This is a genomic window from Polynucleobacter sp. Latsch14-2 (assembly GCF_018881925.1).
Lineage (GTDB): Bacteria > Pseudomonadota > Gammaproteobacteria > Burkholderiales > Burkholderiaceae > Polynucleobacter.
The window spans coordinates 1-15,137 of record NZ_JACVPL010000022.1 but is presented as its reverse complement, the minus strand read 5'-3'; the positions used below and the strand labels follow the sequence as shown (position 1 = coordinate 15,137).

General features: G+C 42.8%; 16 protein-coding genes. 1 reads left to right on the top strand and 15 read right to left on the bottom strand.

Going from position 1 to position 15,137, the window contains the following annotated elements; translation table 11 throughout:
- Positions 1 to 440 precede the first annotated feature (440 nt).
- The 6 genes from ICN46_RS11320 to ICN46_RS11295 all read right to left on the bottom strand — a co-directional run bounded on the left by ICN46_RS11320 (position 441) and on the right by ICN46_RS11295 (position 6,747).
- A complete protein-coding gene (locus ICN46_RS11320) occupies positions 441 to 1,976 on the bottom strand; it encodes a DHA2 family efflux MFS transporter permease subunit (protein ID WP_255538850.1) in 1,536 nt (511 codons plus the stop codon).
- Positions 1,977 to 1,996: 20 nt separating this feature from the next.
- Positions 1,997 to 2,953, bottom strand: coding sequence for an HlyD family secretion protein (locus tag ICN46_RS11315; protein ID WP_216208849.1), 957 nt, complete (start codon positions 2,951 to 2,953; stop codon positions 1,997 to 1,999).
- A gap of 23 nt (positions 2,954 to 2,976) precedes the next feature.
- A complete protein-coding gene (locus ICN46_RS11310) occupies positions 2,977 to 4,404 on the bottom strand; it encodes an efflux transporter outer membrane subunit (protein ID WP_216208846.1) in 1,428 nt (475 codons plus the stop codon).
- Complete coding sequence (locus tag ICN46_RS11305) at positions 4,404 to 4,889, bottom strand: MarR family winged helix-turn-helix transcriptional regulator (RefSeq protein ID WP_216208843.1); 486 nt, start codon at positions 4,887 to 4,889, stop codon at positions 4,404 to 4,406. The genes ICN46_RS11310 and ICN46_RS11305 overlap by 1 nt, the downstream gene beginning before the upstream one ends.
- A gap of 184 nt (positions 4,890 to 5,073) precedes the next feature.
- Positions 5,074 to 5,676: a nitroreductase family protein gene (locus ICN46_RS11300; RefSeq protein ID WP_216208838.1), complete on the bottom strand. Its 603-nt coding sequence runs from the start codon at positions 5,674 to 5,676 to the stop codon at positions 5,074 to 5,076.
- A gap of 36 nt (positions 5,677 to 5,712) precedes the next feature.
- Positions 5,713 to 6,747 (bottom strand): aldo/keto reductase, encoded by a 1,035-nt coding sequence (locus tag ICN46_RS11295; RefSeq protein ID WP_216208833.1) that lies wholly within the window; start codon positions 6,745 to 6,747, stop codon positions 5,713 to 5,715.
- An 89-nt stretch (positions 6,748 to 6,836) separates the two neighbouring features.
- Here ICN46_RS11295 and yghU point away from each other — a divergent pair, with 89 nt between their 5' ends.
- Positions 6,837 to 7,691 (top strand): glutathione-dependent disulfide-bond oxidoreductase, encoded by an 855-nt coding sequence (gene yghU / locus ICN46_RS11290; protein ID WP_071465160.1) that lies wholly within the window; start codon positions 6,837 to 6,839, stop codon positions 7,689 to 7,691.
- 499 nt (positions 7,692 to 8,190) lie between these two features.
- Here yghU and ICN46_RS11285 read toward each other — a convergent pair whose 3' ends face one another.
- From ICN46_RS11285 to ICN46_RS11245, 9 genes are all read right to left on the bottom strand, one after another.
- Positions 8,191 to 9,429, bottom strand: coding sequence for an ABC transporter permease (locus ICN46_RS11285; RefSeq protein WP_071465159.1), 1,239 nt, complete (start codon positions 9,427 to 9,429; stop codon positions 8,191 to 8,193).
- A gap of 1 nt (position 9,430) precedes the next feature.
- Positions 9,431 to 10,132: an ABC transporter ATP-binding protein gene (locus tag ICN46_RS11280; RefSeq protein WP_071465158.1), complete on the bottom strand. Its 702-nt coding sequence runs from the start codon at positions 10,130 to 10,132 to the stop codon at positions 9,431 to 9,433.
- A gap of 8 nt (positions 10,133 to 10,140) precedes the next feature.
- Positions 10,141 to 11,439 (bottom strand): efflux RND transporter periplasmic adaptor subunit, encoded by a 1,299-nt coding sequence (locus ICN46_RS11275; protein WP_083393464.1) that lies wholly within the window; start codon positions 11,437 to 11,439, stop codon positions 10,141 to 10,143.
- 11 nt (positions 11,440 to 11,450) lie between these two features.
- Positions 11,451 to 12,794, bottom strand: coding sequence for a TolC family protein (locus ICN46_RS11270; RefSeq protein ID WP_236638912.1), 1,344 nt, complete (start codon positions 12,792 to 12,794; stop codon positions 11,451 to 11,453).
- Between the two features lie 366 nt (positions 12,795 to 13,160).
- Positions 13,161 to 13,586 (bottom strand): hypothetical protein, encoded by a 426-nt coding sequence (locus ICN46_RS11265; protein WP_083393462.1) that lies wholly within the window; start codon positions 13,584 to 13,586, stop codon positions 13,161 to 13,163.
- A 189-nt stretch (positions 13,587 to 13,775) separates the two neighbouring features.
- The gene (locus ICN46_RS12055; protein ID WP_255538849.1) at positions 13,776 to 14,039 is read right to left on the bottom strand and encodes a hypothetical protein; all 264 of its coding nucleotides are present in this window, start codon (positions 14,037 to 14,039) and stop codon (positions 13,776 to 13,778) included.
- A gap of 36 nt (positions 14,040 to 14,075) precedes the next feature.
- Entirely contained in the window at positions 14,076 to 14,357 is a 282-nt protein-coding gene (locus ICN46_RS11255) for a hypothetical protein (protein WP_255535471.1), read from the bottom strand.
- A gap of 44 nt (positions 14,358 to 14,401) precedes the next feature.
- On the bottom strand, positions 14,402 to 14,809 hold the full coding sequence (locus ICN46_RS11250; RefSeq protein WP_216208830.1) for a winged helix DNA-binding protein: 408 nt from the start codon (positions 14,807 to 14,809) through the stop codon (positions 14,402 to 14,404).
- A gap of 29 nt (positions 14,810 to 14,838) precedes the next feature.
- The coding region (locus ICN46_RS11245; RefSeq protein ID WP_216208827.1) for a hypothetical protein at positions 14,839 to 15,137 on the bottom strand (299 nt) is incomplete at its 5' end.

The window sequence follows — 15,137 nt, the reverse complement described above, 5'->3', positions numbered from 1 at the left end:
GATATGGAGTCTTCTCGGGTACAAGCCTTAGAAAACCCATTTGGTCCCAAAGTATTGGGGATGTGATTGGTAAAGGTGTAAACCATGTGGTCGGTACCGGACGTAAAGCATGTGTCCGGTACGTACCGGGTTTTTCTGGTGGGCCCACTAGGACTTGAACCTGGGACCAAAGGATTATGAGAGCAGACATCCAAAGAAAACCATTAAGATTTCAAGAGGTTACGTCTCATAAATATCGGTGTGTGAGCTTTTGTGTGACTAATTTAAACAGAGCAGAAGAAACACTAGCTCACTCTTTGGTTTTCCAAACCAAAGTATATTTGGAGCAACCATCTAACACCTCGTTGCTCCAAAGTCTTTTTATGATCATTCTAGACTAAAGGAATTCTGAAAATTCCTAAGCTAATTTCATTATTTTTTAGCTAACAATAATTCAACAATCAGTGGCCGCCCCCACCGCCACCAAAGGGTGGTTTAGCAAACCAAATAATTGGAATTAAGGAAACCATAATTAATCCAGAAAGCATTAAGAGATGATTTGTTGAAAGGACATAAGCTTGAGCATTAATAAGAATATCAATATATTGACTAATTTGAAGGCCAGTCATTCCTTGAGAAGATAAAAGATTTGTAGCTTGCTCATACCCAACATTCGCAGGATTAATGTACTCAACTAAATTTGCATGATAAGTGGATGCTTGGTTTTGCCAGACCGTTACTCCAATTGCAGTTCCCACGCTTCCGCCCATATTTCTAAGAAAGTTAGTTAAGCCTGTTGCAGCGCTAATGAGTTGAGGTTTTATTTGTGACAAGGAAATTGCTGTCATGGGTACAAAAAATCCCGCAATACCAATACCAGCCAATAAACGCACTAATTGCAGATGTCCAAATGAAACATCTGATGTGATTGATCCACTCATCCATGCAGAAAAACCAAAAGCAGTAAATCCAATGGTAGCTACCTGCCGCGCCCCAAATCGATCAAGATTAATCCCAAAAAACGGGCCAAAGAAAATAGATAAACATCCTACGACAGCCATTACCTCACCAGCTAAGGTGGGGGTATATCCCAATTGGGTTTGCATCCATAAGGGACCAATAATTACAAAAATATAAAAGGCAAAACTACCAATACCTAAACAGCTTGCAGCAATTAAAAAGTTTCGATTGCCAAAGAGCCGCAAATTTACAATGGGATACTCTTCCCCCAGCTCCCAAATTACAAGAGAAATCAATGTAATAACTGAAATAATAGCCAAGATACAGATAGTGGTGGAACCAAACCAGTTAAGCTCATTGCCTTTATCTAAAAGTATTTGTAGACTACCAATACCAACGGTCAACAAAGCTAAACCAACTTTATCGATTGGGGTAATCACTTTTGGAGATTCTCGACCCTTCATTAACTTTGTGACTGCAAAAGCGCATAACAAGCCAAAAGGAATGTTGATAAAGAAAACGAGTCTCCACACATAATTATCGGTGAGCCAGCCCCCTACTACAGGCCCAAGAACGGGTGCGATGATGAGGGTAAGAGACCAAATTCCTAAAGCTGCACCTCTTTTATTGGCTGGAAAAATCTTAATAATGAGCGATTGCGATAACGGAATCATTGAGGCGCCAACTACCCCTTGTAGAACTCTTGAAAACAATAACATCTCGAATGATTGTGAAGCTCCGCAAAACAAAGAAGCCAAGGTAAACAACAGGGTTGCCACCGTGAACTGACGAACATCTCCAAATCTGCCAGCCAACCACCCCGTTAGAGGCAACATAATCGCTTCGCTTACTGCATATGAAGTAATAACCCAAGTCCCTTGCGCCGGACTGACAGCAAAATCCCCTGCTATGGAAGGCAACGATACATTGGCTATTGATATATCCAATACATTCATGAACGACCCCAAACCTAAAGCTAAAGTTGCTAAAACTAGTTTGAGTCCTACTAATTGTGGGGGAGTTTCCTTATGAGCCATCAGCGAAAATAAATCTGTACTTACCGATGCAAAATAGAGTTGATATGGCTTTCTGCGAGCTCATATTGCTTAAGATAGATATTAGTATCTTGAGAATTTCCGCTCTCCATCGCTTGCAGGGGAACACCAGCATGATTGCTGGTATCGACCTTAACATTCATGGATAATCCAATTCGAAGAGGGAACCCCTTAAGTTGCTCACCATCCAATGCAATACGAACCGGCAAGCGCTGAACTACCTTTACCCAATTACCAGTTGCATTTTGAGCAGGCAACAGCGCTAATGTTGATCCAGTGCCCGGTGCAAAACCGACTACTATGCCGCGATACTCAATCTTGCCTCCGTAGATGTCTGATTCCAACTTGACTGGTTGACCAACGCGGATATTGCGTAATTGATCTTCTTTGAAATTGGCGTCTACCCAAATCTCATCTTTTGCAACCAATAATCCAAGGGCCGTGCCAGGGGCAACTCGCTGCCCAATTTGGGCATAACGTTTAGCTAAGATAGCGTTAGTTGGGCTCTGAACTTCAACACGCAATAAATTAATATAAGCCTGACGGGCGCTTTCTGCTAACTTTCGTAAATTTAAATAAGAGTGGTCTAACTCTTCTCTCGATACTGCAGCATCACCCTGTAAGGAATTTCTTTTTTGGTATTCTAAATAAGCATTAAGAAGATCAATATCTGCTTTTTCTGAAGCAATTTTGGCCTCAGTTGGATCTATCTTAAATAGAACTTGCCCCTCTTTTACGGCTTGTGTTTCTGATACATTGACTGCTGCTATCGCACCCTCAATTTGAGCAACTATTTGTACTTGCGATCCTGCCACATAAGCATCATCCGTAGATTCAGAGTTACGACCAAATATGAGCCAATAGATAAGTACAAGCACACACAGAAAAGCCAGTACTACGCCAAATATTTTGAAGGCCTTTGTTCTGTCGAATTTTTTATTCTCAGCTGCGGTTTCCATAATTCAATTCTTTATATAAATTTTTAATGGGATTGAGATGGTGTTTGCAAATAGGAGCCGCCCAGAGCTTGAACCAAAATCACGTTTGCGGTAAACATTTTTGCTTTAGCCTCAGCAATATTCTGGCCCTGTGCAATATAGGCCTGCTCTATGGTTAATAGTGATTCTTTGGAGCTGATTCCTGCATCACTTCTACTTCGAGTAATTTCATAATTGGTCTTAGCGCTTTGATAGGCATTGCTATAGCTCGCATAATTTGCTTGCGAGCTCTGCATCGTACCGATGCCATCAGCAACTTCTCGCAAAGCCTGCACAAGCTGCTCTTGATAATTGGCAATTGCTTGATTACGGTTTGCTTCCTTGCCAGTAATATTGGCATTAATAAGGCCGCCATCAAAAATGGGTAAGCTAATCGCAGGGCCAATACTAAATTGCTGACTCCTACTAGCAAATAGTTGAGATAAACCAAAAGATTGAACACCCACAAATCCAGCTAAATTAATATCTGGTAAGTATTCTAATTTCGCCCCCTCTAACTGGAGTTTGGCTACGTCAATTTGACTCAACAGCGCTTGCAGATCAGGTCTACGCTCTAGAAGATTTGCAGGAATCACCTCTGGCAAATTCAATCCCGCAAGTTTGATGGCTGGAGATTGTAATCTTTCACCCCAGGATGGACCCTCCTGCACTAGAGCAGCAAGTTGATGTTGAATCATCTGCTTACTGAGAATGGCTTGACTTAGATTTACTTGGGCACTCTCATAGTCCACCTTACGCTGATTAATCATGAACGCATCAGCCAAACCGGCCTTTTGCTTTTCTTGAGCAATTTGATAGAGGCTTTTCTTTACTTCTGCGTCACGGGTATATAACACTTGCGCCTGAGTAACACGGTCGTAATCAAAATACACCCGCACAATGGTAGTGGAGAGCAAGAGTTCCGAAGCTTTATAACTTGCCTGCGCTGCTTTTGCTTGATTTTTAGCAGCGTCATAGTATTTCTTTTGTTTGCCCCAAATATCCAACGACCAGCTTAGCGACGCATTTACCAAACCATAGCCTGTGTAGATCGGCATACCCGGTACAAAGATATAGTTTTGCGAAAGCTGTTGACGATCAACCTGCCCACCCACACCAACCTGAGGAAGAAACGCAGCTTTCTCAGTCTCTAACATCGCCTGTACCGCCATAATCCTAGCGCCGGCAATATCCAAACTGGGAGACTGACGCAGTCCCAAATCCACTAATTGATTTAACTGCTGGTCTCCAAAGGCAGTCCACCACCGATCCTCAATTTGTGGCGCTTGAGTGATCAAGTTCGGCTCAAGTATTTCCAAAGGTTTTGCAGTCTGTTCAGGCAACCCATCCCTTGGAAATAACGCACATGAGGTCAGCGTGACAATCACTGAAATTGGCGCCAGAATAGACAAATTTTTTATTGATAACTTCATCATGAATCTCTAAGTTGCTGCAAATTATTTGCCTCAATGCGAAGCAAGTAACTTTTTAGTTGATCAAATTCTTTCAATGTAAAACCCATTAAAGAATGATTAAGCAAATCACATAAACGATCTGGAATGCGCTTAATAAGACGCTTTCCAGTGGTAGTTAAGCACAAATGGGTTACTCGACCATCTTTATTAGAGGGGAGTTTTTTGATTAACTGCATTGTCTCGAGCTTTTGGACCATTCGGACAGTAGCTGCAGCATTGATTCCCCATATTTGAGAAATTGAAGATATTGTGGCTTTTTCACCGTGTCCGACCATCATCAGGATGCCCACTTGAGAAGCCGTAATTCCCAAATCAGCCAATCTCATGTCCGCTAGGCGCTGATAAATGGATTTGTTTCGGGCCATTAGATACACCAAGCTCCCCTGAGGCGTATAAGCCTCTGGCGTATAGAACTCAGTAGTAGGAACAGTGATCTTTTTCATAGAATTAGTTGACTAGTCAATTAATTATAAAGGATTAGTTGATATCTTGCTCAGGCAGAGCAAATTGATTCAACAGGGATCTGAAAGACAAAACCCCAATCATTTCTGATGGGGGTTTGCCTTTCTGGTGGGCCACCAGGACTTACACCTGGATCTACCCACTCAATCCAGAAGGTGTCTTAATTCAAAAGTGATTTTCAATGATCATTTCTGACTTAGGGATAAATCCAGGTTTAGGCCATGCTGGTTTAATGCCCTTACCAACTACCAACATCGCAGCAATCGCATAATCTTTAGGCAAATGAATGAGCTCTGCCACCTTATCAAAATCAAAACCCACCATTGGGCAAGAATCGTAGCCCATCGCCTTGGCAGAAAGCATCATAGTTTGCAACATGATTCCAGCAGAACGCATTGCTTCATCTCTTTGTAATTGCTCTTTACCAGAGTAAAAAGGATGAATCCAGGGAACTAATATATCTTGAGCTTCTTTAGGAGCATTGACCCAATATCGGGCAGGATCTTTTTCCCACGCCTTGATATCAACAGTCACTACAAATAGTAAAGATGCTTCGGTAACTTGAGCTTGATTATTTGCAGCTTCACGCAACTTAGTCCTGAGGACCTTGTCAGTAACATTCACTAAACGCCAGTGTTGGATATTGAATGAAGATGGGGCTTGCATAGCGAGATCTAACAGCTGGTCAGTCTCTTGCTTAGTAAATTCATGGCTTGGGTCAAAGTGCTTAACTGCTCTGCGTTCGCGGATTGCATCAAATGTTTTCATATTTTTCCTTAATGCGGTTATTTGAATATTAAAAAATTATTCTTTTACTGGTGGCGTAGCGCGATATTGACCCTGAAAGGCAAGCATCCAACCCGGATACTCAGACGACAAAGCGCTAACTTCATCTAGGGACTTAAGCTCATCTTCTGTCAGGGCTAGCTTGCTAGCAGCGATATTGTCTTTTAATTGCTCTAATTTGCGAGCACCAATAATGATGCTTGAAACAGGCTTCTTAGACAAAATCCAAGCCAGAGCGACTTGGGCAACTGATACGCCATGGGCCTTAGCAATTGGTGTCATCGCATCAATGCAAGCAAAGGCCTTGTCTTTGTTAATCGGCGGGAAATCAAAATTAGAACGTCTAGCACCATCAGGATTTGTCGTATCTCGATTAAATTTACCCGAGAGGTAACCACCAGCTAAGGGACTCCATACCATCAGCCCTAATTGTTGATCTTGGACCAATGGGAATATCTCCCGCTCAAGATCCCGACCAGCAATAGAGTAGTAAGACTGCACACTTGCAAACTCAGCAAAGCCTTTTTGCCGTGAAATACCTATTGCCTTCATCACTTGCCATGCTGCCATATTGCATAAACCAATATAGCGAATCTTACCCATTCGAACTAAATCATTTAGAGCAGATAGCGATTCCTCAAATGGCGTTAATGGATCAAAACCATGCACTTGGTAGAGATCAATATGATCTAACTGTAAGCGCTTCAAACTTGCGTCAACTTCATTAAATATATGGAAACGGGACTGGCCTCTTCCGTTGGGAGTTTCGTCCATGATCCCAGTAGATTTGGTCGCAACCACCAACTGATCTCGTGGCAAGCCACAATCTTTAATTGCTTGACCTAGCAAGGCTTCGGATTGACCCATCGAATAGACATTAGCCGTATCGAAAAAATTAATGCCGCTATCAAATGAAGTCTTTACCAACTCATTAACAGCAGACTGCTGTAGGCCACCCATAACCTCCCAAAATCCTTGCGCGCCAAAAGTCATCGTACCTAAGCAGAGCTCGGAAACATAAAGTCCTGTATTGCCCAATAAGCGATATTTCATCAAAGCTCCTAAAAAACTATTTGGTAATTTGTCTTGAACAATTTTAGGTCAGCTAGATTAAACTTGCTGAGAACTTGCTAAGGTAAAAAATGACTGATATAACTGAATACACGCCGCCCAAAGTCTGGACTTGGGAAAAGCCAAATGGCGGTCAATTTGCAAACGTCAATCGACCTACTGCGGGGTCCAGAGAGAAAAAAGAATTGCCCATTGGGCGCCATCCTATACAACTGTATTCAATGGGTACGCCTAATGGCGTCAAAGTAACCATCATGCTCGAAGAGCTTCTTGCCCTTGGTCACATTGGCGCTGAATATGACGCCTGGTTAATTAGGATTAGCGAAGGCGATCAATTTGGCTCGGGTTTTGTAAAGATCAATCCGAACTCAAAAATTCCAGCGCTACTTGATCGTAGTACATCGATTCCTATCCGTGTTTTTGAATCTGGCTCAATTTTGCTTTATCTTGCCGAAAAATTTGATGCTTTCCTGCCCAAAGATATTGCCACTCGTACCGAAACAATGAATTGGCTTTTCTGGCAAATGGGTAGCGCACCTTACTTAGGCGGAGGCTTTGGACACTTCTATGCTTATGCCCCCTTCAAAATGGAATACCCCATTGACCGATTTGCGATGGAAACCAAGCGCCAACTGGATGTTCTAGATCAACGTTTAGCTGAAAATGAATATCTCGCTGGCAAGGAATACACCATCGCAGATATTGCTGTTTTTCCTTGGTATGGCGCCCTTGTTAAAGGATGGCTTTACGGAGCTGCAGAATTCCTCAGCGTACACGAATATCTGAACGTTCAGCGATGGGCAGATAGAATTCTTGAGCGCCCTGCCGTAAAACGAGGTCGTATTGTTAACCGCACTTGGGGTGAACCATCCGAACAACTTCTTGAACGTCATGACTCAAGTGACTTTGATAACAAATCGTTGTAAAGATTAAATCTTCAATCATTTCGTTACGCGACAGCTAAGCCTCGGCTTAACCCTTCAATATTTAAGACGATAATCTATTGGTATTGCCAATCAAACTGTGTAGTAATCGCCTACACACTTTTTAGTACCCCCAGCGTTACTTAAAGTAACGCTCGAATTACCAAACCTAACCTTTAGTCTCAAAAGCTAGCTTTTTGTTAGTTTTAGGTTGAGTTTAGGTTCTCTGGTTATGAGAGCAGACATCCAAAGAAAACCATTAAGATTTCAAGAGGTTACGTCTCATAAATATCGGTGTGTGAGCTTTTGTGTGACTAGATTATCAAGATCACAATAAACGCTAGCTCACTCTTTGGTTTTCCAAACCATCGGAATTATTGAGCAAACATCTATCACTTGGTTGCTCCAAAGTGTTTTTTCTTGATGTGGTTGAGCGTTGCTAAAAGTAATACTTATTATGGATTGGAAGTCTTTGTCTAGTAGCGACACTAAGCTAATAAACCTATTCATAACGCAATGCTTGAATTGGCTGCATCATCGCCGCTTTTTTAGCTGGATAGAACCCGAAGAAAATACCAATCGCCGCTGAGAACCCTACTGCCAAGATAATAGAGATCAGGGATAACTGTATAGCCCATCCTGCCAATACTGCAATCAGTTCGGACGCCAAAAATCCAAGCAGTATGCCAACCAATCCTCCAAGAGTAGCTAAGGTCATCGCCTCCACTAAAAATTGCTCCAAAATATCCCTGCCCTTTGCACCAATTGCCATTCTCAAGCCAATTTCCCTAGTGCGCTCTGTTACTGACACCAACATGATGTTCATGATTCCGATCCCTCCAACCAAAAGACTGACAGAGGCTACCGCAGCTAACAATGCTGACATCACTTTGCTAGCCGCCTCCTGAGCCTCAAGTATTTCCGTAAGATTCCTAATCGTAAAATCATCCTCTGCTCCTATTTGGGTTCGATGACGTTGTCTCAACAGTTCAGCAATCTTTTGCTCTGTCACCTTCATATCATTGCCATCTTGAACCTTAACAGCAATGCTTCCAACCCTCGCAATTTTTCCCATTGCCTCACCAAAAATTCTGCGTCTACCGGTTGATAGAGGAACAAAGACGCCATCATCTTGATCTTGCCCTTGCATACTTTGTCCCTTTTTTTCTGCAATGCCAATGACAGTAAATGGAACGCCTTTAATTCTGACTTGCTGATCAATTGGATCTTCGCTACCAAATAACTGATTAGCAACAGTTTGGCCAAGAATCACAACCTTCCCAGCACCTGCAATTTCAGCATATTCAAACATCCGACCACTAGCGAGTGGCCACTCCCTGGCCTCGAAAAAATCAGGATTGACCCCATAAATAGTTGTGCCCCAGTTATTACTACTGGAAATGATTTGACCACCGCCCCTACTGATAGGGGCAGCATAGGCAACTTCAGGAATTTCTCTCAAAATTGCATTTGCATCATCCTCAGTTAGAGTTTGCGCATTTCCAGTTCCGAGACGCACCCCTGATTGCAATAATGATCCTGGAATAATGATCATTAAATTTGAGCCGAGACTAGAGATTTGTGCCTTCACGCGAGCCTGCGCACCGCCACCAACAGCAATCATCGTAATGACTGCGGCTACACCAATAATGATCCCCAGCATAGTCAAAGACGATCGTAGCTTATTGACTTTCAGAGCTTGAAAGGCGATGGCTAAGTTAGTTGCAATTTCAATCTTCATATTAGGCGTGATTTATTTTGATACCAATAACCTTGCCGTCCTTAAAGGTAATGGTTCGTTTTGCATAAGCCGCAACATCTGGTTCATGGGTAACTACGATCACCGTCATTCCCTGATTATTCAACTCCGTAAATAAGTTCATCACTTCTGAAGTGGTTTTGGAATCTAAGGCGCCAGTTGGTTCATCAGCCAAAATTAAATCCGGATCATTGACCAATGCACGCGCAATAGCCACTCTTTGTTGTTGACCGCCTGAAAGTTGATTCGGCATATTATCAAGTCGATCTCCAAGGCCCACTTGCTCTAAACGTTTTTTTGCATGGTCTAAACGCTCCTCTTTACTAAGACCAGCCAAAGGGCCTGAACGAGCATATAAAAGTGGGAGCGCAGTATTTTCAATAGCAGAGGTCCGATTCAATAAATTGAATTGTTGAAATACAAATCCGATCCGCCGATTACGAATATCCGCTAGGGAATCTGGATCAAGTGATGCCACATCTTCGCCAGCTAGAAAATACCTACCGTTACTGGGCTGATCTAAACAGCCAATCATGTTCATGAAGGTGGATTTTCCAGATCCAGATGCACCGACAATAGCTACAAAATCACCAGAATCAATATCAATGGAAACAGAATCTAATGCGTGGACAACTTGATCACCTACGCCATATATTTTTGAAAGATTTTCGGTATGTATGAGCACGAAATTATCTAAAACATCCTGGGGCCGTTTTGACGCTTAGGAGATCCCTCTTTAGAGCCTGGAGATTGAATGCCAGTAATAACTAAATTCCCTACTTGAAGAGGAAACTTGGAGTCTGCGTCTGGCAAAAGTTCTGTAAAGCTTCCATCGGTCATTCCAGTCCGAATTTTTAGCTCTATCGGCTTATCCTGCAGGCCACTTCTATCTAGTAGCCACACTTTTCGTATTCCGGAAGATCCCCATCCCCCGGCCCCGCCTCTTGAGGTGCGAGGACTGCCGGTAGTATTCCCAGCTTGAGATGACTTAGCAGCAAGAGAATCATCGGCACTTGGCATCCTAAATCGTAATGCGACATTTGGAACCTTAAGAACCTTTTCTCGCTTATCAAAAATAATGCGAACATTAGCAGTCATGCCGGGTAATAATTTTAAATCTGGATTGTCCGCAGAAATTAATACTGTATAAGTAACGACGTTTTGAATGGTGATAGGCGCTTTGCGAATTTGCAAGACCTTAGACTGAAAAACCCTGCCTGGAAATGAATCTACCGTAAAACTGGCGTCCATTCCTTCCGATAAGCGACCAACATCGGATTCATCAATAGATGCCTCAACCTGCATTTCAGCTAAATTCTGCGCAATGATGAATAACTCAGGCGCCTGCAAACTTGCTGCCACCGTTTGGCCCACCTCTACGCTACGCTTTACAACTACCCCATCAACTGGCGCATGAATTACTGTGTCGTCCAAAGATTTTTTTGCCAAATTCAAAGCGCCTAAGGCGGCCTTGTATGCCCCCTCAGTTTGAACAACTGCCGATTTAGAAATAAAGCCTTTATCGACTAACTTAAGGTTGTAATCATGATTACGCTTTGCCAACTCATAATTAGCAAGAGCTTGGTCATAACGAGCTTGATATTCTCTTGGATCAATTCTAGCGATAACCTGCCCCTGCTTTACAGGTGAATTAAAGTCCACATCGAGCTCTTTAATCATTCCCGTTACTTGCGTACCAACAGTTACAGACTTCACTGGATTTAATGTCCCGCTTGCACTAACCGTAGCCACAATGGGCCCTTCTTCAATAGCGGCTAACCTGAAGTCAGGACTGTTAAGGCCAAATGTGACTTGAACCCCTTTAATCAAAACCAACAGAAAAAGGCTACCAACAAGAAAAATGCATAAAAGACGTAGCCATGTTGATTTGACCCGAGAAGCTAGGGGTAGTCGATCAACCATCAAATTCAAATACTTGAGAGATAAATCAAAATATTTGACGATATTAAGCTTCAAGTTTTTTACTGTCATATTTGCTCAATTTAACGCAATAATGAATTAATCGCTAAGAGATCCTCATCCGATAAGGTAGAGGCGCTTGCCTTTAATCTGATGGCATTCAAAATCGTACTGTAGCGCGATTGCAGCAATTGAGAGCGCGTCGTAAACAGGGTATCTAGTGCTATTAGTACATCAATGTTAATTAAAGTACCCACTTGGAAACCCAGCTTGCTCGAGTCTAGAGCAGATTGGGATGAGCGTTCAGCTGCCTCATACGCCTTTACGCTAGCGAGTCCACCATAAAAACCGGTGAAGGCCGCGCGGGTGTTTTGCGCAGCAGTACGGCGTGCATTGTCATAATTTGCTTTGGCAGCATCAACTAAAGCGGCATTTTGGCGAATGACAGAACTATTAAAGCCACCAGATACTAAGGGAATGGTTAATTGTAAGCTCAGGGTGTTGTTGTATACACTAGTCTGTGCAGGTTGATAACTATTAGGCGTGCCGTTAGAGGTGTTGTATCCACTTGTACCCACTAAATTAAGTGAGGGATAGTTCAGCGCTTGGGCGGCACGATAGGTGCTCTCGGCAAGCGATATCGAGAGTTGACCAGCAAGCACCTTAAAGTTGGCAACTTCAGTTTGTCCAACCCAGTCATCTAGGGTTTGGCCAGGAGGTAGCTGTGGGTTCACGCTCTCGGCAATCACATTGCCTTTGGCATCCTTGGATATCGCCCTAGGATCCTTGAGCACACCATCAATCTTGGCATCTTTCACCAAAGGCCTTAGCTGACCAACCGGATGGCCAACGAGTTGTTCTAATACGCCACACTTTACTACCAAGTCAGCTTGCGCAGCGATCTCTTGCGAGTTCGCTAAGTCATAACTCGCTTGCGCCGTATTGACATCGACAATGGTAGCTAGGCCAGCATCAAATTTGGCTTGGGCAACTTCTAATTGCTGCTTAATGAGGCCTTTTTTATTGCGATAGAGCTCAACGTTATCCTGGCTAGTCAGTGCATCAAAATAGGCCTGCGAGACCCGCAAAATGAGATCTTGCTGAGCCTGGTAAAAATTCATATCCGCAATTTTGGTATTGAGGTCACCCTGTTTAAAGGCCTCTAGTGCGGCTATATTGAATACGGGCTGAGTCAAAGTGACGGTGTAATTCTTTTGATCAAATACCCGTGAATTGCCTGGGCCTGCTGCCACTACGGTTTGACCAACACCATGTTGGTAATAGCGCGTACCGCCAGGGGTGGCACTGGCCTGAGGAAGTAGTAAAGAGAGGCCTTGCCAAAAGAGCTCTTTACTAGCTTGGTAGTTAAAGCGGGCAGCTGTCAGAACGGGATCGCTAAAGGCAGCATCTTGATACAAATGTATCAAATCCTTGCCATCAGATACTTTGCCAACTGAACTTATTGATATCTCTTTAATTAAAATCGCAGGCTGAGATTTAATAACGATTAGAGGAGGAGTATCTAAGTCAACTAGTTGTTGACTGTTATTGATGATTGGTATCGCAGGTTGGGGCCCGAAAATATTTTGGGCATAAACACTAGCGGCACTATAAATACATAAAAAACTAATGCACCATCTGAAAATAAAAAATAGGAACTTCTGTTTACTGAACACAAATAATCCATTGCCTATTTATATAAAACATTTTATTCCTAGATTTAGACTTCTTTATAACAGTTATAGACCCAACTAATCCTAGCTGGGCAATTTCACGCATTTTGCAAATTTAGACTATCTCGCGGGATAACTAGGCACCTGATTGCCATGGGCATACATACATTGAATATATGCCGTGTTGTATTGACTCTGGCTTTGATTTTGTTTATTTGCAGCATTGCTTGCACCAATTGCAGATCCACCAAGCAAGCCTAAACCAGCACCCGTACCAACTCCTTGATGACTCCCTCCCCCAATGACAGCTCCCGCTGCTGCACCTAACGCCGCCGCTACCGCTGCGCTAGTCATACCTTCTTTTAGAGCGGCATTTGAAGTGCCCTCAACGCTTCCGCTAGCAAACTGACGGCATTGCTGATCCTCCTTTTGAAATATCTCAAAAGGCTTTCCTTGCGCGGGCATCACTGCAATTGTTGGCCCCGTTGGCGCAGATGTACATGCAACCAAGCTAATTACCGCACTGATAAGTATTAATTTCTTCATATTCATTCTTTACTATTGTTTAGGTGGGATAGCAGGAGCACTCTTCCAGCCTGCCGGACACTCCGCAACATACGGGTAATACCCTTGGGATGCCTCACAAAAATACCAAACTGATGGCAGTGGTTGACTAGCAAGAACTGCTGGTTTTGGCGAAGAAATCGAAACCACTGGGGGCGCACCGACTACAACTCAAGGAATATAAGGGTCTGGATAAGGATAAATTGGACTTGGGTATGGGTAGTAAACGCCGCCCACTACCCAATACCAGCCAAAGCGCCCTTGGTATCCGCCGTGATACCAATTACCTCCCCGCCAAACTTGCACATGTCTCTCATGAAAACGATGCATTGGGTATGGACCAGAACCCCACTGAGCCAAAACAGGCAAAGAAGCAAAAATACAAAGCACTCCCAATACAGCAGCCACTAATCTATTGACACTAATTACCCTCAAAACCATCCCCCAAAAAATCTATCTCATAAGAAAATATTAATGGTTTACAACCGCAGCTCCTGGCACTGGAACTAAACCCTCGGAGTCATCCGTCTTAACGCATCTGAATCGATATTCATCACCAGATTTAGAGATAAAACTTGCTCCAACATAAAAGTCAGACCTACAATTTTTGTTTGCATAATTCATTGCCTCTTGAGGGCCATCGGTAGAGTTGATCAGACGCAAAGAATCCATGGTCATCACTACTTCAGATGATCCACAAGCAGACAAAGCTAATAGCCCTAGTAATAAGAATAACTTTGAATACATCGGCATCCAACCTCCTTCACAACATCGATAGACCAAACTCAGACAATGCTTCAATTTGCATATGCTTGTTCGGCGGAACCAAGAGCTCTCTCAAAATTATCTGAAAGCATTTCATAACGCTTCATGGCCAATTGCGTTGGATATACATGCTTTTTCCTAGCGTCATCTTGGTCAGCTATCAGATTGATCAGCCCTTTCCTCTCAAGGCTCTTAACTCTTCCATGCAGTGTTGCCTGAGAGGCTATGCTTGCAATAGATATAAGATCTTTCACCAATATAGGCTCATCTTGCTTTGTCGCCATTAAAACAAGCTTATTCAGCAATGATTCCTCTAGCGGGTCAAGCTTTTTCCATCCACCTGTCGAATCAATAACATCTATAAGATGTAAAAAACGAATATACGCTGATAGTGCAATACTCTTTTGAAGAATTTGCTTTGTTTTGGCTAATTTTTCCATATTTAATACCTTGGCTAATTACTCATGCATCAATTGATCTTGTGGGTTGATTCATAGTTAATCCACTGCGATTGAGCAGTCTGCATAAGCTCATACTTTTCTTTATTTGCCTCGCCTATGGAAATTTTCCTAGATAACAAGTTCTGATAAACCACATCGACTTGGCTATAAAAGTTCTGGTAGATACCCGCTAACTCCGGTACGGGAAAATGACTAGATATTGCTCGACATTGACTTGTAGAGGCTAAGTAAGCCGTTAGTGCCTTTGCTTCTTCATCCGTAATTTTGTTTTCAGTAGTAAATAAATTCATCTTATGGTCTGATTTAG